This window comes from Flavobacterium sp. HSC-32F16 (genome assembly GCF_024171645.1).
GTDB lineage: Bacteria > Bacteroidota > Bacteroidia > Flavobacteriales > Flavobacteriaceae > Flavobacterium.
Window position 1 is genome coordinate 158,974 of record NZ_JALKAC010000012.1, and the last position, 21,835, is coordinate 180,808.

18 protein-coding genes are annotated in these 21,835 nt (G+C 33.6%); 6 read left to right on the plus strand and 12 right to left on the minus strand.

Annotated features, from left to right (window positions below):
* Positions 1 to 96 precede the first annotated feature (96 nt).
* Both L1276_RS24185 and L1276_RS24190 read right to left on the minus strand, forming a co-directional pair.
* Complete coding sequence (locus tag L1276_RS24185; protein WP_253792362.1) at positions 97 to 888, minus strand: glucose 1-dehydrogenase; 792 nt, start codon at positions 886 to 888, stop codon at positions 97 to 99.
* Positions 889 to 941: 53 nt separating this feature from the next.
* Positions 942 to 1,523, minus strand: coding sequence for a TetR/AcrR family transcriptional regulator (locus L1276_RS24190; protein WP_253792364.1), 582 nt, complete (start codon positions 1,521 to 1,523; stop codon positions 942 to 944).
* 355 nt (positions 1,524 to 1,878) lie between these two features.
* Here L1276_RS24190 and L1276_RS24195 point away from each other — a divergent pair, with 355 nt between their 5' ends.
* On the plus strand, positions 1,879 to 2,619 hold the full coding sequence (locus tag L1276_RS24195) for a trypsin-like serine protease (protein WP_253792366.1): 741 nt from the start codon (positions 1,879 to 1,881) through the stop codon (positions 2,617 to 2,619).
* Positions 2,620 to 2,882: 263 nt separating this feature from the next.
* On the opposite strand, the gene L1276_RS24200 is transcribed toward L1276_RS24195, so the two are convergent.
* The 6 genes from L1276_RS24200 to L1276_RS24225 form a co-directional block, all read right to left on the minus strand.
* A complete protein-coding gene (locus L1276_RS24200) occupies positions 2,883 to 4,160 on the minus strand; it encodes an MFS transporter (RefSeq protein ID WP_253792368.1) in 1,278 nt (425 codons plus the stop codon).
* A gap of 562 nt (positions 4,161 to 4,722) precedes the next feature.
* Complete coding sequence (locus L1276_RS24205; protein WP_253792370.1) at positions 4,723 to 6,483, minus strand: alpha-keto acid decarboxylase family protein; 1,761 nt, start codon at positions 6,481 to 6,483, stop codon at positions 4,723 to 4,725.
* A 1-nt stretch (position 6,484) separates the two neighbouring features.
* Positions 6,485 to 8,206, minus strand: coding sequence for an FAD-dependent oxidoreductase (locus L1276_RS24210; protein WP_253792372.1), 1,722 nt, complete (start codon positions 8,204 to 8,206; stop codon positions 6,485 to 6,487).
* Between the two features lie 673 nt (positions 8,207 to 8,879).
* Positions 8,880 to 10,505: a hypothetical protein gene (locus tag L1276_RS24215; protein WP_253792374.1), complete on the minus strand. Its 1,626-nt coding sequence runs from the start codon at positions 10,503 to 10,505 to the stop codon at positions 8,880 to 8,882.
* 102 nt (positions 10,506 to 10,607) lie between these two features.
* Positions 10,608 to 12,173, minus strand: coding sequence for a hypothetical protein (locus L1276_RS24220; protein WP_253792376.1), 1,566 nt, complete (start codon positions 12,171 to 12,173; stop codon positions 10,608 to 10,610).
* Between the two features lie 1,075 nt (positions 12,174 to 13,248).
* Positions 13,249 to 13,611, minus strand: coding sequence for a helix-turn-helix domain-containing protein (locus L1276_RS24225; RefSeq protein ID WP_253792378.1), 363 nt, complete (start codon positions 13,609 to 13,611; stop codon positions 13,249 to 13,251).
* A 125-nt stretch (positions 13,612 to 13,736) separates the two neighbouring features.
* On the opposite strand from L1276_RS24225, the gene L1276_RS24230 reads away from it, so the two are divergent.
* Positions 13,737 to 14,180: a nuclear transport factor 2 family protein gene (locus L1276_RS24230; protein ID WP_253792380.1), complete on the plus strand. Its 444-nt coding sequence runs from the start codon at positions 13,737 to 13,739 to the stop codon at positions 14,178 to 14,180.
* A 522-nt stretch (positions 14,181 to 14,702) separates the two neighbouring features.
* Here L1276_RS24230 and L1276_RS24235 read toward each other — a convergent pair.
* Entirely contained in the window at positions 14,703 to 15,266 is a 564-nt protein-coding gene (locus L1276_RS24235; protein WP_253792382.1) for an AAA family ATPase, read from the minus strand.
* A 578-nt stretch (positions 15,267 to 15,844) separates the two neighbouring features.
* On the opposite strand from L1276_RS24235, the gene L1276_RS24240 reads away from it, so the two are divergent.
* The 4 genes from L1276_RS24240 to L1276_RS24255 all read left to right on the plus strand — a co-directional run bounded on the left by L1276_RS24240 (position 15,845) and on the right by L1276_RS24255 (position 19,266).
* On the plus strand, positions 15,845 to 16,414 hold the full coding sequence (locus L1276_RS24240; RefSeq protein ID WP_253792384.1) for a Crp/Fnr family transcriptional regulator: 570 nt from the start codon (positions 15,845 to 15,847) through the stop codon (positions 16,412 to 16,414).
* A 130-nt stretch (positions 16,415 to 16,544) separates the two neighbouring features.
* Entirely contained in the window at positions 16,545 to 17,339 is a 795-nt protein-coding gene (locus L1276_RS24245) for a type 1 glutamine amidotransferase domain-containing protein (RefSeq protein WP_253792386.1), read from the plus strand.
* Positions 17,340 to 17,434: 95 nt separating this feature from the next.
* Positions 17,435 to 17,740, plus strand: a complete 306-nt coding sequence (locus tag L1276_RS24250; RefSeq protein WP_253792387.1) for a putative quinol monooxygenase — start codon at positions 17,435 to 17,437, stop codon at positions 17,738 to 17,740.
* Positions 17,741 to 17,871: 131 nt separating this feature from the next.
* Entirely contained in the window at positions 17,872 to 19,266 is a 1,395-nt protein-coding gene (locus L1276_RS24255) for an aldehyde dehydrogenase family protein (RefSeq protein WP_253792388.1), read from the plus strand.
* Between the two features lie 137 nt (positions 19,267 to 19,403).
* On the opposite strand, the gene L1276_RS24260 is transcribed toward L1276_RS24255, so the two are convergent.
* From L1276_RS24260 to L1276_RS24270, 3 genes are all read right to left on the minus strand, one after another.
* Positions 19,404 to 20,030, minus strand: coding sequence for an NAD(P)-dependent oxidoreductase (locus L1276_RS24260; RefSeq protein WP_253792389.1), 627 nt, complete (start codon positions 20,028 to 20,030; stop codon positions 19,404 to 19,406).
* A gap of 1 nt (position 20,031) precedes the next feature.
* Positions 20,032 to 20,838: an inositol monophosphatase family protein gene (locus tag L1276_RS24265; protein WP_253792390.1), complete on the minus strand. Its 807-nt coding sequence runs from the start codon at positions 20,836 to 20,838 to the stop codon at positions 20,032 to 20,034.
* Between the two features lie 80 nt (positions 20,839 to 20,918).
* A complete protein-coding gene (locus L1276_RS24270) occupies positions 20,919 to 21,779 on the minus strand; it encodes an AraC family transcriptional regulator (protein WP_253792391.1) in 861 nt (286 codons plus the stop codon).
* Positions 21,780 to 21,835: the final 56 nt, after the last annotated feature.

The following is a 21,835-nucleotide window of genomic DNA, read 5'->3' on the forward strand; positions in this document are numbered from 1 at the left end:
ATTAAATCAAGAAATAATTAGATTCATATTTTCATAAATAAAAAAAACGGATTACAGAATATAGCCGTAATCCGTTTCTAAATAAAATCTCTTGATTTATGAATTACCATAAAGGTTTGATTCCCCTCCATCAATTGCAATAGTCTGCCCATTAACATACTGGCATTCATCGCTAAGAAGAAAGGCTACAAGGTTACCCACATCTTCAGGTTTACCTAACTTTCTTGTTGGGTTTCTTTGTGCATATGTTGTTTCAGCTGCTTTTGGGTCGGCAGGATTTACCTGCTTAAAAGCTTCTGCCACCATTGGAGTCAGGATAGCCCCCGGTGCGATTGCATTGGTATATATTCCATCTTTACCATATTCAATGGCAGCATTTTTTGTCATACCTGAAACCGCGTGTTTACTTGCTACATAGGGCATCTGATTAACAACACCCCTGATTCCGCCTACAGAAGCTACGTTTACAATTTTTCCTCCGCCTTGTTTCTGCATTATCGGAATCACGTATTTAAGGCCGTAATAAACCCCCATAAGATTGATATCGATTACTTTTTTAAATACATTGATGTCATAGTCAACTAATGGTGCCTGTTTTCCTTCAATACCTGCATTATTGTAGAATCCATCGATACGGTTAAATTCTTGAACAGTTTTGTCTACATAATTTTTTACAGCCTGTTCATCTGAAACGTCAGCGACTATAGTTATGATCTTTGCATTTGGTGCAATTGACTGGATTTCTGCTTTTGCTTTTTCGAGTGCTTCAGCATTATAATCTATAATAGATAAGTTGGCTCCTTTTAATGCTACGGCTTTACTTGCCGCAAGTCCAAGACCCATAGCAGCTCCGGTAATAATAATTGTTTTGTCTTTAAAAATACTCATGATGTATGTTGTTAAAATATATTAGTTGAAAAATTATTCATTTAAAATTCGAATTATTGACTCATGCCTCTCCAGATCATATCAAAGCAGTCATCAATGAGCTGCTGGTTTAATGGAAATAGCTTTTGTATGATTCCGGTAGAGCAGGAGCGTACAGTACCATCAAAAAAACTGATGAGTATAATGGCATCCAGTGCTTTTATGATTCCTTCTTTCTTTCCTTTTTCTAAAAGATCATACAGCGGTTTATTTTGTCTTTCATACTCTGTCAGTTGTTTTTCAAAATTTAGCTGTATATAACCGGACTGTTGATACTGGTCAATAAATACCGTTTCGTCATAATGCTGCAGTCTGTAGTTAAGCATATTGAAATAAATCTGCTTAAGTGATTGCTTTATTGGTACATTAATATCAAACTCACGGTACATTGCCTGAGCCATTTTATCCTCCACAGCAGCATAGGCCAGCTGTACTGCCTCTTCTTTATTTTTAAAATAGATATACAGAGTCCCAGCGGCAATTCCGGCTGTTTTACTTATACCCGAAATAGTTACACTTGCTAATCCCTGTCTGCCAGTAAGTACAAGTACAGACTTTAAAATTTTTTCTCTTTTATCAGGATCTAATGGTCTCATATTGTAAAGTTAAATGAAATAATATTCATTTAATTAAATGTATGCAAATTATAACTTTTCTTTAAGGGAATTATGCGTAGTAATTTAAATGTTGAGGAGAGCTGCGGATTCGAGCCGTGCTTTTTTTAATATTTTGCTTTGTCGTAACGTTTCAGGCAAGGTCATAGGAATAAAACATAATTTTTGTAATAGCAAATACGTAAAGAATGGATTATAGTCTAATGGATATAAGCATTAGATATGCGTGCCTCTCGTTTGTCTTTTATAACGATTGTTTTTCTATATTTGAAACTCCGCATAAACTAAAGGAAAGTTTTTGCATGGGCTGATAGTGAACTCTAAATTTGGTAGTATTATGAAATTTAACTTTTTTTTTGCTATTGCGATTTTGTGGATAGCAGGTTGTTCTGGACAAGAGGTTTCTTCAAATAAAGTATTTAAAGAAATAGCTTTGGTGAACAGGATTGAATTTATAAATGCGAAATATGACCAGCCAAAATTCAGCTGCGGTTTTCTGATAAAATATAACAATGAAACATTTGCTGTAACAGCAAAACATATACTTAAGATTATTAAGCCCGAAAGTATGACAACCCTGTCGTTGCAAAGCCATATTAAAAATTGGATATTATACCCATTAAACAATAAGTCCGAAATTGTAGTTTGTGATAAATTATTAAATGAAGACAAGTCTGAGTTATTAGAAGCCAAGTCAACTTATGACAATGACTGGCTGGTATTTTCCATAAAGGAAAACTCTTCCGGTATTATACCTTTGGAAATAAGAAACACTCCTTTAATTCAGGGAGAAAAATTATATGTTGTGGGCTGGACCAGAACGATGGAAAATGGTCCTCAAAGAGTATATGAATTTGAATATTACAAAACAATTTCAAATCGGATTTTATTAAAAGATATTCTTGTGCCGGAGAAATTCGGAGGACTCAGCGGGGCTCCATTAGTAGATGAAAATGGTTTACTTGTTGGGATTGTCTCAAATGGGACAGTTGATCCAGATTCAAATAAGAAGTTTTTCTCTCCATGCTCAGTAACAAATTTATTAACTTTTATCGAAAATAGAAAGCTTGATAAATAATAAGCCGGTCATGTAAAAGCGTTTAGAGCCTGTTTAGAGCGAGGTTACTGGTTTATGGTAAAACGAACCCTGAAAATACAAGTAAAAATGGAGGTCGGTAGTATTACGGCCTACGTGTTTTTATAAAATAACAAGAGACGTCCATCAGGTCGTCTCTTGTTATTTTATGTAGTAAGACTTAAAATGTTTCTGGTTTACCCTGGTTTTCAAATCAGGTTATGATAAAAAAATGTATTTTATTTAATATCGCAATTTGTCTTTTTTTAGATTGGCCCCCTTTTAACCTCATTCTCATCAGTCATATCTATAGTTTTTGGATGCAGGCTCACTAGTTGTAAAACGATTGCAGTAAAAACTACAAATAAGAGTAGTACAAAAACGTGTCTCATTCCTCCATTATCAGCTGCTTTTCCTAAAAACTCTGTGATAACAGCTCCGGCCGAAATACCTGCAAAATTCATAATTCCATATCCTGTAGCCCTGTAGCGGGGAGCAACAAACTGACAAAGAATAGGCATATTGTTGGTGTCGTATATTCCAAATCCAAGTCCAAAAAGGACAGCGCCAAAAACAATAGCGGTTATGTCACAGCAATAGCCAAATAAAAACAATGCCGGAATGGTAAGAAACAATCCAACAGCACTGGTGTAAATTCTTCCTTTAAGATGTTTCATCACCCATCTGTCTGAAATGGCACCTCCAATTAAAACGCCAAAAAAGGAAGACATTGAAATGGTTACCGTGGCAATTGGTCCCGCCAGAGACATGTCTAAATGTAAAGTTTCAGTAAATAAAGTGGGTAACCAGTTTTTGGCCGCCCATCCCGGTAAACTTGGTGCAGAGAAATAAAAAAGCAAAACCCAAAAGGAGATATTACCGAATACTATTCCCAGTCCCTTGAACATTTGCCTGAATTCTGTGCGGACAGATGACTTTTTTGTGGGATCTAAGAAGTACGTCTTCTTTTCTTCTATAAAAAATATAAGTATTAAACTGTAAAGCACACCGAATAAACCTACGGAGTGAAAGGTAAAATGCCAGGAAAAATACTTGGATATAGTGGCTCCAAAACCACCGAGTGCTTGTCCTAAATAAATTCCAGTGGTATGAATCGCAATTGCAAAAGAGCGTGTTTTTTCCTGATGGTAATCTGCAATTAAGGATAAGGCAGCCGGAATATAAAAGGCTTCGCTAAAACCCATAATGCCACGCAAAATATAAATCTGATTGAAAGTTTCGGCATAACCCATCGCCATAGTCACTCCGGACCAGATGAAAAGACTTCCTATGATGATTCTTTTTCGGTTAAACCGATCCGCAATAATTCCGGAAACAGGGCTCATAAGTGCATAAATCCAAAGGAAAACAGCCATTAAAAGACCGAAATTTTCAGCTTTAGCCAATTCAGGAATGTCCTCCATCATCGCTGCTTTCATAGTGGAGAGCATTTGTCGGTCTAAATAATTCAATAAAGCAACAATCCATAGCAGGCCGACAACAATCCATGGATAGGATTTTTTTTCATTCAATTTTGCAATCATTCTCTTTTTTCAAAATAAAGGCCGAATATACGAATTCAAACGCAACAGGAAAGAATTGTTTTTCCGTGTTATTTGTTTACTATATCGTATCGCGACTTCTTATATTCAGGTTTTGCTGCATTCTTTATTTTCAATAAGCAGACTTACGCGATTGTACCACAAAACTTTTGTTCGGTTTTATGAATATTGAAAATTATTAGTTAGTTATTAATTTATTATAATTTGTATTTTTAGAATGCTTTTAATTGTTTTTTTGCTGCTAATGGGTAGGTTGGTAGAGGAGTCCAAAGCTTTAATTCTACATTTTAATTTTTTTCTGTTGTACTAAGATTCTGCCAGAATATTAGAATGATGAATTCTTTATAGATTAAACTAAACTTTTTATGGCAGAAGAGGTATCAAGTCCAAAACTATGGTGCCGCAATTTTGCCACAAAAATTTAAAAACGTTACACTTTACAAAATCAGGTAGTTAAACGTCTTTACTATTTTGTGGCAGATTAACTGCAAAGCCAGATTACAATTTTTGCAGATATACTATTTTAAAATTCACCTTTTTTAAATTAACATAAACTCCAGTTTTTATCCAGAAATTCATCTTCTCCAGGCTCCTCTGTTTTATAAGCAATTGATTCAGGGATAGAGGTTTTAGGAATGTTTACATGAACGATGGTATTTTCCTTAATATCCTCAAGACGTCTTAAAACTTCGTCAAGTTCGTCAAGACTGTTGACTTCAAAACCTCTGCCTCCAAATACATCAACGAGTTTTGCATATTTCCAACGGTGCATTTGGTTGTAATCATAAATATTGTTTAGATCGGGAATGCTGTATTCTACCTTTTCTGCACCGCGAAAAGGATTTGGATTAACAAGCATTTGTTCAATACCATAAATTCCATTATCCAAAACAAATACAATGGTATCGTGTTTTAGTTTATTCTGTGTAGATATAGCTTGACAGGTTTCCTGAAAAGCACCATCTCCAACAAATACTACAGGTCTCTTATCAGGTCTGGCACATTTTATTCCGGTGGCTGCGGGAACGGAATAACCTATTGAAAGCCATGATGCCTGCGCTACAAATCCATTAGGTTCAGCAATACGGATTCCCTGGGCACCCAATAAAGGAAAACCGGCATCTGCAACTACTATATGTCTTTCGTCAATAAAAGTATTGATCCGTTTGAAAAAGGTATCATAATTAAGTGTTGGTTCTGCATTTTTTGTAATGCTTTGATCCGCTACAAAAAATGATTCAGGCAGCTTCTCTGCATCATACATTTCATAAGCACTAAAGTTAACTTTGATGAGTTCTTCTTTTAGAAATATCATAAAATCTCTCAACGATACATTGGCCATGTAAGAAGCCCCAATCCTTACACCGCTGTGGTTGGCAAGTACAGTATCATCTTTCCAAACATCAAAACCACCCAGGTTTTTGCCTGTGGTCCATACGCCAAGGCCGATTTTCAGCTGGGCTTTTTCGAATTGTTCCTTGACATCTTTTGGCGATGCCTTGCCATTAAAAACGCCTTTGAATTTAGGATGGTTTTCCGATACAATTGATTTTCCGAGTATGGAAGTCACAAATTCTGTATCGGTTGTTTCGATCAGATCCAGAAATTCTTTTTGAATACCATAGCGCTGGATCTCAATACCTCCCCAGAAAATAATTTCTTTTCCGCGTGCCATAGCAGCTACTCTTTTAGCAGCCTTGCGTGCACTTGATTGACATTTAGAGGACTCTCTTTCTGCCAATGGATTAACAGGGGGATTGCATTCCATTCGCCATGCATCTTCAAAAACTTCTAGATAAACCGGTCTTCCATATAAAATACAGGCATTCAATACTGCATCAATTTTATAAGGAGCATCAGATGAACCTGTGATTTGTTCTGCGGCAACGGTAACGTTTCTAAACACATTAATGTTACTGTACATATCACCTGTCATATGAGATGCCAGCATGCCCTGAACGAGACTTCGCTGCTGGTCTTTGTTGGTTGGAGCTCCATTAATTACAAGCACGGGACAATGCTCTACATAAGAACCTGCAACCGAATTAAGTAGTGTAAATGCGCCTACACCATAGGTTACCGCAACTGCCGCGAAACCGTTTTGCCACGCGTAGGCATCAGTACAATGCCCAGCGTTTATTTCATTTGTGTCGTTAACGATTTTAATTTTTGCTTTTTTGTCTTCGTGAATCGTGTTTAAAAATGGTGCGGTATAATTGCCTGCAATTCCAAACAAATGTGTTAATCCTAATTGTTCAAGGCGTATCTGAAGGTATTTTGCAACGGAGATTTTTTTCTGTGACATCTTAAATCGGATTATTTAGGTTACCGGTATTTTCGTTTACTTCAAGTGCGGTGCGGATTCCTGATTCAATGGCCCCTTCAATCCAGGCATGTTTCAGAGAAGTGTGCTCGCCCGCAAAATGTGCTTTTCCATTCCATTCGGTTGAGATGATATGACGCTGCAATAAGTGTAATTGTCCCGGATTAAATATTGCGGCTTCACCATACGCATATGGATCGCGCATCCAGCTTTGTGTTGCGCCGCCAATTAATTTTCCGTTTTTGCCCTTGCGCTCTTTAATGCTTGAGCTGATTACGGCAAGGTCGATAATACGTTGCTGCTCCTTCTTGTCATCGGAGTGGATAATAGCCAGGTTTTTAAGCGCATAAAAGTACCTGTCATCGTCATCCATAGAATCCCAGCGGCTTGCTTCATCAGACCAGCAGTATGATGCGAGCACAACACCGTGTCCTTTAGTTCCTAAATCATTGCTCGGATAATAGGTGAAACGGTTAGAAAAGTCAGTAATTGTACCGCCGCCAACAATATTATATGGTGCTTCCTGCCACCATTTCTCACGAAATTCCAGCAGTATTTTAGTTGCAGAATCATAGTGCAGTTCGCGGATGGCTTTTCTTTTAAGCTGCTTGAACTGCGGTGTTACATACACATGTCTTAAGGCTGAAAACGGTATTGTGACAATTATTTCATCAAATTCCAGGTCACTAACCGGTGTTTTTAATGCTTTAAATCCTGCGTCTTCATAAAATTGAAAGTCACGCTGCACTTCAATATCTACTTCAACTTTTACTTTATCGTTAACGAGCATCATTTTAGTCATCCTGCAGTCAAAGTAGGTGTTTTCTTCCAGACTGTGAGCTTTGAAGAGTGCATTTGGCAGCAGGTCGCTTCCACCGACAATTTCCAAAAACCGGGTAGAATCCTTGATGATATTCTGTTCGATAAAACTCTGGATAAAGTCATAAGACATTCTGGACTCCAGATTCTGAATAACCCCAATCATCTCGATGGCGTTCTCTGAATACATCGAATTTTCCTTTAAAAAACGACGCATCGAATATTCTCCGTAACGCTCAATGAGTAAAGGCCAGTTTTTTTCAGGATCTTCTGCAATAAAAGCCTTAAGGGGATTAATAAGATTGGCCATTAACTGGTCGGCACGCATGTTCTCGCTCTTGCCCAAATGAAAGTTCAGTAGTTTGTTTACATCAACGACCTTAGTTTTGTCTTTTGGTATATATTCATTCTGTACAACACGTTTGCGGTTAATATAGAAAATAGAATTTCGGGTAACTTCGGGCTCTGGTTTAGCGGGATCTGCCTGATGTGCGACAGCTTGTTCCTTATCAACAGACAGATAATAAAAAGGTTCAGTTTTGAGTCCGAGTTTATCAATGTATTTAAGTACCATTTGATGTATAGTCGGGATGCGCATTGCACCCGCTTCGCCATAGACACTATCATCTTCAAAATATTTTTTGTCTTTAGAGTTCCTAAAAGTTTTGATTCTGCCGCCCACGCGGGTGTTTGATTCGATTATAGTAACATTATGTCCAGCCTGCTTTAACATACCTGCAGCTACCATTCCAGCCATTCCGGCACCAATAATTAATACGTCTTTTGGTTTATCCGTCCGCGGGATTCCCTGGTCAATGTACTTTAAGTACTGCTGGATAATAATGTCATTGTCTTCGTCAAGTAAGCCGTGTAGGTAGTTTTCCATAATCAGTGGGTTTGGTTATTAGTTTATTTTTTAAATGATGTAGGATTTAAAGTCGAATGGAATTTTGTGCTTTATAAATTAGATAAACAGAAACATACATTCTTAATAAATTCATGGTTTGCATACTAAATTGCTTTTAGGTTAGCTTACCCTTAGCTGGTTTTCAGCATCGCGTTTATAATAAGCATCGTAAAGTGCCTGATTGGAATCTAAAATATAACAGATATAAAATAAACTTAAAAGAAATGACACCAAACGGAGATTTTTGGGTATAAGAGTGATTTTATACGCAATAAGATTTTTTAAAACAAAAAATCCAATTGATTTATGAAGGATTAAAATTCTATTTAATTAGAATTTTAGTTTTGGTTCAGATTTAAAAAATAGAATATTTTATCGGATCATTCTAAGCTTGGTTTTAATTCCAAGTCTAATCAAAAAGTTACATCAATCGGAGAATTAGTAACATGCACATTCAATCCTTTTTCTTTGAATAATTTAATGATTGGTCTAAAATATTACAGTAAATAATTTTAAAAGAAAAGTAATAAAAAAAACAGGAATATATTTGTGTAAAGTACTCCTATTGTAGTTATCTGCGCAGCAAACGCTATGACTTGTTTTTATTTAGCAGGCACTCGTTGCAAACGAGCGCCAGTGGGAAAATTTCATTTTATTCCTTTGAAGGATAAACAACACCAACCATTAGTAAAGCGACAGTTTTAGAATGAATTGGAACTGAAATAATTTCTTTTGGATTGTTACTTTTAATTTTTAATTCAACACTATAATTCAAAGGTTCAAATACCACTTTGTCTATGCTGTTATCTACTGAATATTTAGTTAATGAATAATTGTCATTTATTTGTAAAAAAGGTAAATTCAGCAACCCTTCAACAGATAATAAATTAGAATTAAACAATGGAAAAGAATTATTTTTTTTATAATGAATTGTGACTGTAGGTAAATTAGCTGCTAATAGAGCTGAAACTCTGCCAAAATCTCCTCCTTCATCTAAACTGCCCAAATTATATGGAGGTACTGTTACAAAACAAAAACCTGTTCTTTTGTGATCCAAATTTTTAATTGATTGATTAATGGCATCTTCATAAAACCATCCCCAACTGTTGGGTTGTTTATGATTAACTTTATTTTCCTGCTTATTCTCAAGATAACTCAATGGTGAAACAGGAATAAGTACATATCCCTTATATTCAATTTTTATAGTAATCATATTTTCTAACAAATTCGTTAACAGATATGACTGCCCATTTGTAGGTTTAAATATGCTGGATTTATTTTCATCTGCTTCATTATCCTCTAGACTTACTTCATGCAAATTGGTTAAATTAATTTCAATAACTCTATCATGATCATTTAACGAATTTTGAATTTCTGCTATTGATAATCCAATTTCATATGAAGGAGAAAAACTATAGTTCTTACCATCTATTAGATCAAAAGTAACTATTCCACCATTGTTTTTATTAGGAAACCTAGTGTTATTTATAACCTCTGAAAGAATGTTAGAGTTATATCTAAAACTTTTATCGATAGTACTAATAAAAAGATATTCATCAAAATATTGTATGATGTCAAACAGTAATAATGCTCCAGAAGCAGGAATATGCGGCAAAAGCACTTCTAAATTTTTTTCACCTACTAATTGATTAAATTGCAGAGGAGGTTTATTCTCTTTATTCATTCCACTCCATAAATACCCCATTGCGTAAAGAAATATATAATCTAATTTATTATGAACAGAGAGCTTAAAAATTGCTAAGCTTTTATTTGCTTTTTCTATATCCTCTTGACTAATCACACCGAATAATTCTTCATATTTTGAAACGATTCTAGTAACAGAGACTTTTTGCATTTGAATTTGTTCTTCATATTGCAATTTATCTGAAGAATTAAATTGGTATCTTATTGAAGTCATTAATTGTTTGTAAGAATTAGTAAAACTATTTGCAATCGATAATTTCACACTGCCTTTTATTGGTCCAGGTATTACTCTTGAACTTATAAAATCATAAGTGCCTTGATTAAAAGCTTGATTATCATTAAGGAACCAGTAAGGAATACGGCTATGATTTGGATCTATTAAGGGATATAAAATAGCCGAATCATTTTGTGAAAAAAACTTATTTAGTTGTGCTTTCCATTCAAACAAGTAGTTATTATAGATAGAGTAATTATTCTTTTTAGATAAAGTATCTTGAGATAAGATTTTGTCTGAACAAAATATATTAAATAGTATTATAAGGGGAAACCAAAAATAAATTTTATACTTATACATTTCATAAATGATTTAATTAGCTAAAAAGATGTAAAAATTTAAAAAGGAAAGAGTAAAATTCTTTCCTTTTTTTTATATTAATAGAATATTTTAAAAATTCTGCTAACTTTTCCCTGCAACTCCTGGATTTGTTATGGCACCAGCAATTACAAATGCTTGTTTTTGAAATGTAGGTACAGATATAATTTCTTGAGAAGGACTAAAAGTTAGTGTGAATTCTGAATTATTAGAACCTTTTTCATAACTACTGCCAGAGGCTCCGGCGCTGAAGCTTCCTAAAGAAATAAACCCAAATAGTTTCAAGTTACCAGATGTTTTAGTACTCCATGATTCTTTAAAACTATTAAAGTCGGCATTTTTGTATTTAATAATTATTGTTGGATAATTACTAACAATAAAATTATTTGTCCAGCCAAAATTACCACCATCTTTAAATGATTTAAAATCAAAAGGAGGAGGAGTTGAAGAAGAGAATTTAAATCCACTTACATCTTTTCCTTGATTTTCATATGCCTGACGAATTATAGAACCATTATACCAACCTGTGTTAATATCCTGCTGCCAGGCTAATGGACTTATAGGAAGAATGGAATAACCTTTATATTGAACTGTAATTTCAGCATCTTGACTAGTACCCTTAAAAGTAGACATATCATAGCTAAATTGTGTCCCTAATGAGAATTTAAGCCAAGAACCAACAGAAAAGCCTGTACTTCCGTTAATACTTACATTCAGGCTTGATCCAGAAGCTTTTGAAGTTTGCATTTTGAATTCGATAACTCTCGATTCATTATTCAAATCATTTTGAATATCTGCGATTGACTTATTTAGCTTCCATCCAGTTCTAAAATCTTTATCAATACTGCCATCAACTGGATTAAAGGTTTTTATTCCTCCATTATTTTCAGTTGGATTAGAAGTGTTTCTTCTAGCCTGTGCAATTGTCCAAGACCCATCCTGCATTTGAGTTTGAAGTGTATTTACAGTGGCCGTCATGTTTAAATAAATAGAAACGTTATTAATTGTTAGATCAGATGAACCTGGTCTATTTGGTAATAAATCTTTAAGATTTCTAGCGGATGACATTTCGTTATAAGTTAACGGTTGCTTCTTACTAGACTGTGTACCACTCCATTGAGTTCCAAGCACAAAACTAATAATGTAATCATATTTAGTAGCAACACCCCAAGCACCAACAACTTCTTTAGCGGCATCAATTTGTGCATCTGTAATTGTCCCATAAGCAGTTTGATAATCTTGCACAATCGTAGCTTGTTGTGCTTGAGCATCTCCTTGTACTTTGTTCATTGTTATAGTGTCGGCTTTATTCAATGAATATTCAACACCACTTAAAACTTGAATATAATTATTAGGAAATGAACCCGCTGTATCAAGGGCTGCAGCGGGACTTATGTTTCCCGGAGAAACGTTTCCTGTTAACATGTCATAAGTACCTCGATTGAAAATATTATTTAAATTTTGCCAATTGTACAAAAAACCTCCTTGTGCTGGAAATTGTATAGGATAAACAAGATCATTAATGACTCCCTTTACAGCATTTTGTGTTTGTTCTTGTAAGACTTCATAGTACTTATTTTGAACATCTTCTTCTCCATTCAATAAAGCTTTGCTCTCTTTAGGAACAGATTTTTCTACTAAATTACTCATAACTTAATTTATTTGGGTCCCTACTCATAAGGCTTTTCAGGTTTCGCCTCCTTTTATTTAACTAAAAAGGAATAGCACGTTTATTTAAGTGGGTTCTGCTCCACTGTTTTTAATTTATTGTTTCCTCCTAAACATCCCAATAAACAAAGCTTTGTAAATCATGTAAACACATGCAGGTTATTATCGAGAAAATTAATTAGAAACAAATGTTGAAAATAAATTTCGCTGGCTTTCTTTTGTTTTTATTCTAAAATTACAGCAGAAGTAAAATCTGGAATAAAAAAATGGCATGAGACGGGGATTTATACCCATGAGAGAAGTAAAAATTGTAACGAGGCTGTTTTATTTTATTTTACATAAAATATTAGTAATCAATATGTAATTAAATAAACGTTATGTGATTTTTGAATAAAATTAGAAATTGGAATAAAAAAAACATTTCATTTTAGATCATTCCAGATAACAAAAAAACATAGACCTAACAAAGATTTCAGTAAAACAAACGAAATAACCATAGCAAGTATTAATACCACTGGTGATTGTCTGTGACGAGTACTTAATTTAAATAAGAATAAAGCGTTGGGTGTAATTAGTTTTTGATAATAAATTTTTATCAGTTACTAGTAATTTTCGATAGAAAATGTACTGAGAACAGAAAAATTATCATTGAACAATTAGAAATTCTACAGCAGTAAAAAGTAATTAATGAAAGTGAATTACAACTTCAAAAAACAATGCCGCCCGTTTTGAAATACTTTTCAATAAAGGAATTGTTTCGACACAGGAAATCGAAGCTAAAAAACTAGTATATCTTCAGGCGCAGAAGAATTATAAAAATCTCTTATCGTTTGTTTTCCAATTGAAGTCTTCTTTGAATTATAGTTTTAAAGGTTGACGGGACTTCTGGTTTTATTAATGAAAAAGGAGAAATAAAATTCTTAAATGAATTTAAAACAAACTACAGTCCAAAAACTTCAACCAGCATTTATTGTGCAAGCGCCTCTGAAGAATTTTTCTATAATGGCTATGAGATACTATATTCAGATCAGGGCGCAGCCGGGATTTTTCGACTATTTCATTTTGCATACAAATATTTGTGTCGTTTTCCCCACTGTTCCATTTGCTGGATTATCGGTCTTAATTCATAGCCAATTTCTGTTAACTCATATTCTACTTTAGGAGGGACTTCAGCATATACCTTTCTCTTTATTATATTATTTTGTTCCAGTTTTCGAAGCTGCAGCGTCAGCATTCGTTCCGTTATATTTGGTATAGATTTTTTTATTTCGCCAAATCGCATTTTGCCTTCTAATAGCCAGGAACAAATTACAAGTGACCATTGACCGCCAATTATGTTTGCCGCGTATACTTCTGAACATTCATCACCTAAGATTTTCTTATTTTCAAAATTGGTGCTTGTAACCTTAACTTTTGACATAACTTACATTTTTGATAGTTCCTTACAATTGGTTGTCAATAAAGCTAATAGGACTTTTATGTTATAGCTTTGCAGAACTATTCTATTTAAATAATTTAAAGTTCAAAATTAAATCAAAAAAGGTAATGATGAAAAAAGGCTTCATAAATATTTTATTATTGATGGCGGTACTCAACATTTATTCTCAAAATAAAAATTTAAAATTAAAAAAGACAATGACAATGAAAAACACATCTATATTAGTTAATGCAAACGAACATGTAAGAAAAGGAGAATACGAAGCGTACTTATCTTATCTCACTGAAGACACCAAATGGGTATTTGTGGGTGAGAGAACTCTTTTAGGAAAAGAAGCAGTAAGGCAGTATATCAAAGAATTCTATTTGGCACCACCAGTATTTGATATGGAAAAAGCAATAGAGGAGGGCGACTTTGTAACTGCGACAGGTAACATTGCCTTAAAAAATGTAAATGGTGAGTATGATCATTATATTTATTGTGATATTTGGCGATTTGATAATGGTAAAATAGCCGAATTAAAAGCATTCGTTATTGAGAAAAAATCCTGATACATATAAAATCCTGTTTATTTTGTAAAGAATAACAGTTTCATATGTTTGACTTTAGTTTGAATGAAATAAGAAAACTTGCGTACCAAATGAAAAGGTGCGCATTTTTCTCTTTGGTGGAAAATCGGGATAAATACTTATTTAAATTAACCCGTCACGTTCCAGCTCACTAAGGCACTTTGTCAGCACCTTTTGACTTATTCCATTAACGTGTTTCTATAGATTTGAAAATCTCATTTTTAATATTTTTTTGTACTGTGCCACGATTCTGCCACGGAAATTTTCGCTTTTTTTATAAAATTTAAAAGTTACAGAATAGTTTAAATCCGTTTAAATTTGCTTTATAATTTTTTATTAATTCAAAAATAAAAGGAGATTTTTTTATGACAAGCCATGACAAATATTTTTGAAACCTTTCTGTGATGAGTCAGACAATTAGAAAAAAGTATATTGATTATTGCGTAAAAAAGATATCAATTCCATTAGTTTGTTATGGCAAAAAAGGTCTAAAGAGCAATGGAGTTATTGTAAATTGTTTGCTATTGATTTAAGGATAAATTTCACTCTTTCTTCAACTGATATTTTAGGGATTTCTATGATCTTGTAATTAAATTCAATATAAGTATTTTTCATTTTGCAGAAAGTTAATTCTGCTTCTTTCCAGTCTTGTTTTCTTTCGCCATCTGTTTCATAGATTTCTTTCCAAGGTGGTAAAATAAAAACATTTTTGTTGTAAGGATGATTTTCTATTTCTGATAAAATATCTTTTGATATTGGAATGTTTTCCATTTTCATATAACAAATGGCATCTAAAATTCCTCGGTCAAAAAAAGTAATATTTGAAGTATTTTTGAGAGCAATTTCATTGTAGCTATTTATAGAAGCTTCTAACATTAAGTTGGCATAAAGATCCTTGTTTTTCCATGGCAGTCCATCCTTTTGGTTTTCCATCTGCTCTTTGATAATTCTTCTTGCATCTTCGCGTATGGTAAGAAATCCTCCATTAAAGAGTTTGTTTATTAGTGTGGTTTTTCCAACACCAGGACCGCCAGTAATCACATAAAAGTTATTTTTTTTTGTTTCCATATTCTAATAATCAAAACTGATAAAACATATTGTATGGTTTATCTATAAATGCTTTTGTAAGCAAAATTTAATATTTTACATGTTTTTTTTTAATTAAAAATCAAATCAAACATTTAAAAAAAGCATTTATAACTATCTTCAGCAATTTTTCCTTTCGTAGCACCATTAGATTTATATCAAAAGCTTAATGTGATACAAGGTACTGAAAATAGATCCAGTAGTTTAAAAACAGCCTTATTTTTGTTGCAAAAAGATATCCTTTCTACTTTACTGAAGAGGTATTTATAAAATTTTAAAGAGGTTCAAATTCAGGATATGAACTCTTTTGCCTCTTCAGTTAGTATGCATGTCAAATCCTTTATAAAAGTAAGAAGAGATAAGATTAATTTTTAATTTAATGCCCTAAGTTTATGAAACAAAATTAATTCATAAAAAAAAAACAATTAGTTAACCAATACAAAGCTCTTGAGATTTTTATTAAAAAAACATCATTAAAGACATGAATATTTTACACTTATTTAATATGCCTAACCTAAATAAGCTGGCAATCTTTTATCTTTGAAAAGCTAAAAAAAAGTATGGAGAAACTGAGAAAACATATTGAAGAAATCATTTCAATTACGGATGAAGAATTTGAATCGATAAAACCCTTTTTCACGATACGAAGGGTGCTGAAAAATCAATATCTTATTCAGCAAGGTGACGACGCAAAATATGAATACATCATTATGAGCGGCATCTTCAGAGTTTTTTATCTGGATGAAGACGGAAAGGAACACATCGTACAATTCGCCACAGAAAACTGGTGGATGTCTGATTATATTGCCTATTTCAATCAAAAACCCGCAAACATGTATGTGGTATGCATGGAGCCAGGAGAGGTTTTATGCCTGACACTTGAGGGTAGGGAAAAACTCTCTGTTACGCTTCATAAAATGGAACATTTTTTTAGAGTAAAATTGACCAAAGGTTATATGGCGCTTCAACAAAGAGTAATTTCATTGCTTTCTAATAATCCGCAGCAACGCTATAGAGAATTTGCAGATCTTTATCCAAATCTCATGCAAAAAATTCCCAAGAAATATATTGCAGAATATCTCGGGGTAAGCCGCGAAACTCTTAGCAGGCTTTACTCCAATAACAAATAACATAGCTGATAATTCTCAAAGTGTGATTCTCGTCACACTTTTTTTGTGACTTTGCTCCTCGTATTGAGAAGTAGAGCTGGCATAAATTTGCCCTATAAATAATTCATTAACAACTTAAAAATTTATAGAAATGAAAAAGATTATGATTTTATCACTAGCCATTGCCTTTTTATCTTCTTATGGTCAAAGTAAAAAAGAAGACACATCAATAAAACAAAAAACAACCCTTAAAAGCGAAAGAAAAATGAATAAGAAAATTTTAATTATTGTATCGAATGCCAATGCAATTGGACCAAACAACAGAAGAACAGGAACATTTCTTCCTGAAGTAGCACATCCTTATGCCGAATTCGACAAAGCAAATTATCAAATAGATTTTGCTAGTTTAACTGGAGATACGCCGTATTTAGATGCTTTAAATCTGGCAAATGATCCCGATAATCTTGTATTCTTGACTGGTAAGGGATGGGAAGCGATGCAGAAAGCAGTAAAGCTGTCAAATGTTGATGTTAGTAAATATGATGCTGTTTTTGTTCCCGGAGGACTAGCGCCAATGGTTGATATGCCGGAAAATGAATTGCTGAAAAAAGTTATTAAAGAAACTTACGAGCGAAATGCTGTTGTTGGGGCAGTTTGTCACGGTCCGGTATCTTTACTAAATGTAAAACTAAGCAATGGAACTTATCTAGTAAACGGTAAAAATATTACCTCTTTTACAGATGAAGAAGAAAAAGGTTATGCCATTGCTGATGTACCTTTTTTACTGGAAACTGCGTTGACAAAACAAGGAGCAAAATTTCATGCAGCAGCGGTATGGTCGGCTCATAGTATTGCTGATGGTAATTTGGTTACAGGACAAAATCCTGCATCTGCAAAAGGTGTGGCCGAAAAAATGATTACAATTTTAGAAGCTGCAAAAAAGTAATAATTAAATACTATTTATTGGCCTTCTAACAAAATATGGAGGTCAATAGTTTTATTATCATTAAAACCGAATAATAATTATTTTAAAAAATAAAAATGGAAAATCAAAATCCAATTCATGTTTTTGCTACATGGAAAGTAAAAGAAGGTCAGCTTGAAAACGTTTTAAGTCTGCTAAAAACAGTGCATGATCAAAGCATCAAAGAAGATGGTAATTTGTTTTATACAATTCATCAAAGTAATTCAGATATGAATACAATCTTACTATTTGAAGGATATATTAATGAAGCGGCTGTTGCAGAACATCGAAATGCAGCTTATTTTCAAGAATTAGTTTTAGGAAAAATAGTTCCTTTATTAGATAATAGAGAGATTGTTTTAGCGACACCTCTGAAATATTAATTGCCAATATTACCGATTAAGGTATTGTCCTCATTGATAATTTGACTAAATTTAAGGAACAAATCATGAGATATTGAACTTAAAATACTAACAGCATGATTTTTAGAATTACCTATTAAAAAGAACATTTTATGGAAAAGACCACAAAAATAGTATTCCCTTACGATCAAAGTTTGGTAAAAGAATTACCATTAATCGATAAAAAGGATATTGAACAAATATTAAATACCGCTCAGAATTTATTTAATGATCAATCGAATTGGATTCCTGCTTTTAAAAGAATTGAAATTTTAGAAAAGGCCGCTTCAATAATGAATGACAGGATCGAGGAATTGATTCATACAGCGATAAGTGAGGGCGGTAAACCTTATAAAGATTCTAAAGCAGAAATATTAAGAGCGATTAAAGGAGTAAAATTAGCAGCAGAACATATATCACAGATAAAAGGAGAACAAATACCGATGGGACTTACCGAAGCTTCTTTAAACAGAATAGCTTTTACGTTAAAAGAACCTATTGGTGTTGTGGTTGCTGTTAGCGCATTCAATCATCCATTAAATTTAGCCGTACATCAAATTGCCACTGCTGTTGCGGCTGGTTGTCCGGTTATATTTAAACCTGCAAGCAGTACGCCATTATCAGGTCTTGCTTTGGCTGCTATTTTAAAAGAAGCGGGTTTGCCCGAAGGATGGCTTCAAGTAGTTTTATGTGACAATGAAACGGCAGAATTGTTAGTTACAGATTCCAGAATTCATTTTTTCTCTTTCATTGGTTCAGCAAAAGTAGGATGGTCTTTAAAAAGTAAACTAGCTCCGGGAACTCGTGCTGCATTAGAACATGGTGGTGCTGCACCTGTAATTGTAGAAAGTGATGCCGATTTTAATGAAATGATTCCGGATTTGGTAAAAGGAGGATTTTATCACGCAGGCCAGGTTTGTGTTTCGGTTCAGAAAGTTTATGTGAATCAGGAAATTGTTGACCGTTTTGTTGAACAGTTTTCTGAGGCAACTCAGAAATTAATTGTTGGAAATCCATTTGATGAAAAGACAGATGTTGGTTCGCTTATTGCTCCAAAAGAAGTAAATCGTGTTGAAGAATGGGTTAACGAAGCAATTGAAGAAGGTGCAAAATTAATAACCGGCGGGAAACGTATTTCTGATACCACATTTCAGCCAACAGTTTTATTTAATCCATCAGAAGATTCTAAAGTTTCAGCTAATGAAATTTTCGGACCTGTTGTGTGTATTTATCCATTTACAAATAGGGAAGAAGCTATCCAAAAAGCAAACGCTTTAGAAGTTCATTTTCAGGCCGCTGTCTTTACTAAAAATATTGATATTGCATTAGATGCAGCAAAAAAACTAAACGCCACCGCAGTTATGGTGAATGACAATACCGCTTTTAGAGTAGATTGGATGCCATTTGGCGGAAGAGATGCTTCTGGTCTTGGAATGGGCGGAATCTCCTATACCATAAATGATATGACAAGAGAAAAAATGATGGTTTTTAAAAGTAAATCTTTATAAAGAGATGTAATTTACCGCAAAGCACGCAAGGATTTTTAATTTATATAGCTTTGTAAAATGCGAAGTCAGCAAAGCTTTACAAATATAACTTTGTGCATTTTGCGGTTAAATTACATTTGCATTAAATCACAATTCTATTAATTCGTTAATGCAACATATTGATACAGCATTTTTTGATTTTCGGCTTCAGTAATTAAGAAATGAGCAACATTGGCTCTAGAAATTTTTCCAACTTTCATTCCTTTTGAAAGTCCGGATATTGCTTGATAATTTTTGCTTAAATCGCCATCTGTAAGCATTCCGGGTCTTACGATTTCCCATTTCATAGTACTTTTTGTGATTATTTCTTCCATTATCGTTTTATTCTTGTATTGATCTTTTAGAAATAACGAAATGACCGTTCGCATAAAAAAACTTAAATAATTTTTACTTTTTCCTGCTCCAAAACCTGTAATAACCAAAACTGGCGAAGAGAATTTTAAATCATCAGTAACCTTAATCAATGTATTGGCAATATCAGAAAATAGGGTAGTTGCTTTTTTATTTTTTGTTCCAACAGTTATAAGTACGGCATCAGCACCATTTATAGCATGTTTTAAATCTATTGGTGATGATGCACTTCCATTAATTTTAATGAGTTTGGGATGATTTGGAATTTGATCTGTATTTGTTGACAATGCCGTTACGGTATGTCCATTTTTGAGTGCCTGTGTTACGGATTCTAATCCAATACCGGCTCCGGCTCCAATAATTGCAATGTTCATTTTATTTCTGGGATTTAATTTGTAGATATTTTTCTGCGATACTTTTTGATGAGACCAGTAAACTTTCGCTTCCCCATTTCCAGGGATTTCCATCTATTGTCAGGATTTCTGCTCCTGCTTCTTTAGCAATAAGCAATCCTGCAATCCAATTATAAGTATCGAGATCTTCCTGAACAAACAAATCAATTCTTCCTGCACCAACATAAGCCAATTGCAAACCATGTGGTCCGTAATTTCTAACGATTCCAAAATTATTGAGCAGTTTTGTTATAGTAGTACCAATTTTTTCATTTAAATTATTATTTGATTTATCCTGATGTCCATACTCAAAAACGGCAAGCATAACCCCCAAATCTGTTTTACGGCTGATTTGCAGTAACTTTCCATTCATAAAAGCACCTTCGCGGTCTTTTGCCCAAAACACTTCGTTGGCCAAAGGATCATAAATTACAGAAAGGAACGGTTTTCCATCTCGAATAAGTGCCAGATTTATCGTCCATCCTGCAATATGCTGAAGGTATTGTATAGCACCATCCATGGCGTCGCAAAGCCAGTATTCTTCCTCTTCAACTGGATTTCTTTGTGAATCGGTATCAAACTCGTCGCCAATATGCCAAGGTATATTAGGGAATTCCAGAGATAAATCTTCTTTTAAAGAAGTCAGACACAATGTATCTATATCTTCTAATTGTTTTAAAAGCTCGTCCATACTTTGTGGAATAGCATTTTGCTTATAGTCTTTTAAAAAGACATTGCCCACTTTTCGTACTGCATCGAGTATGATTGGGATGTTGATTTCGTTTTGCATATCAATTAAAGTATTAATTACAATGCAAAATTAATTAGAGGATGATTTTTAATGTAGTTTCAATGATGGGAAGGATAGTCCTAATCACGGAATTTTTTGCGAAATTCAAGAGGAGTGAGGTTTGTAATTTTTTTAAAAAGTTTTCCAAAATAAACCGGTTCGTCATAACCAACCTGATAAGCAATTTCCTTTACGTTATTATCTGTAAAATACAAAAGTCTTTTCGCTTCCATAATTGATGCTTCCTGAATATGTACAGATACAGAACTTCCTGTTAAGGATTTTACAGTATCATTTAAATGCGCAACTGAAATCGAAAGTGCCGAAGCATATTGAGCAGGCTGTTTCCAGGTTTTAAAATGCTCTTTGGTTAATTTTATAAAAGTTTCCTTAATGATTACACTGCGATTTTCTTTCGATTTATCATAAGATAAAGTAGAAACAAGTTCTCCTGCGATGAGGTTTAAAAGTGCATTTAATAAGGAATGAATACTTTTTTGAGTGTAATTATTTGTATTCTCTAATTGTACTTTTTCAATTAAATCCAGCAGAATAATAAGCTGCTGACAAAAATTAGATTCGCTTTGCAGTAAAAAAGGATTATTGATTTTATTTTCTAAAAGCTGCAGTACTTCCTTACTAGCTAATGACGGATCAAAGCTGATCATCCATCCTTTCTGATTTTTTGCTTCTTTGATGTAATGTACTTGTTCAGGAAAAACAGTAAGTAAGGCAGGTGCGGTAAATTCCACATTTTCAAAATCAATATTAAGTTTAAATTTCCCATTTACAGCCAACATTAATTGACAGTGATTATCCCGATGAGGTTTAGAGATATCATGTTCGTCGACTTTATGAGTTTCCATATTAACAATCATAATTCCTGCTTTTGCAGAAGATGGGAGTCCGAATTGTTGAATATTTTGATTGTGCCTTTTCAAGGTTATAATGGAATTAATAGCTGCTTGCAAAAATAGAAATTAAAATATTTAAAAAG

Excerpts from the sequence above, each read along its gene's own strand:
- L1276_RS24185 (WP_253792362.1), bottom strand. The coding sequence starts at position 888 with ATGAGTATTTTTAAAGACAAAACAATTATTATTACCGGAGCTGCTATG.
- L1276_RS24190 (WP_253792364.1), bottom strand. The coding sequence starts at position 1,523 with ATGAGACCATTAGATCCTGATAAAAGAGAAAAAATTTTAAAGTCTGTA.
- L1276_RS24195 (WP_253792366.1), top strand. The coding sequence starts at position 1,879 with ATGAAATTTAACTTTTTTTTTGCTATTGCGATTTTGTGGATAGCAGGT.
- L1276_RS24200 (WP_253792368.1), bottom strand. The coding sequence starts at position 4,160 with ATGATTGCAAAATTGAATGAAAAAAAATCCTATCCATGGATTGTTGTC.
- L1276_RS24205 (WP_253792370.1), bottom strand. The coding sequence starts at position 6,483 with ATGTCACAGAAAAAAATCTCCGTTGCAAAATACCTTCAGATACGCCTT.
- L1276_RS24210 (WP_253792372.1), bottom strand. The coding sequence starts at position 8,206 with ATGGAAAACTACCTACACGGCTTACTTGACGAAGACAATGACATTATT.
- L1276_RS24215 (WP_253792374.1), bottom strand. The coding sequence starts at position 10,505 with ATGTATAAGTATAAAATTTATTTTTGGTTTCCCCTTATAATACTATTT.
- L1276_RS24220 (WP_253792376.1), bottom strand. The coding sequence starts at position 12,173 with ATGAGTAATTTAGTAGAAAAATCTGTTCCTAAAGAGAGCAAAGCTTTA.
- L1276_RS24225 (WP_253792378.1), bottom strand. The coding sequence starts at position 13,611 with ATGTCAAAAGTTAAGGTTACAAGCACCAATTTTGAAAATAAGAAAATC.
- L1276_RS24230 (WP_253792380.1), top strand. The coding sequence starts at position 13,737 with ATGATGAAAAAAGGCTTCATAAATATTTTATTATTGATGGCGGTACTC.
- L1276_RS24235 (WP_253792382.1), bottom strand. The coding sequence starts at position 15,266 with ATGGAAACAAAAAAAAATAACTTTTATGTGATTACTGGCGGTCCTGGT.
- L1276_RS24240 (WP_253792384.1), top strand. The coding sequence starts at position 15,845 with ATGGAGAAACTGAGAAAACATATTGAAGAAATCATTTCAATTACGGAT.
- L1276_RS24245 (WP_253792386.1), top strand. The coding sequence starts at position 16,545 with ATGAAAAAGATTATGATTTTATCACTAGCCATTGCCTTTTTATCTTCT.
- L1276_RS24250 (WP_253792387.1), top strand. The coding sequence starts at position 17,435 with ATGGAAAATCAAAATCCAATTCATGTTTTTGCTACATGGAAAGTAAAA.
- L1276_RS24255 (WP_253792388.1), top strand. The coding sequence starts at position 17,872 with ATGGAAAAGACCACAAAAATAGTATTCCCTTACGATCAAAGTTTGGTA.
- L1276_RS24260 (WP_253792389.1), bottom strand. The coding sequence starts at position 20,030 with ATGAACATTGCAATTATTGGAGCCGGAGCCGGTATTGGATTAGAATCC.
- L1276_RS24265 (WP_253792390.1), bottom strand. The coding sequence starts at position 20,838 with ATGCAAAACGAAATCAACATCCCAATCATACTCGATGCAGTACGAAAA.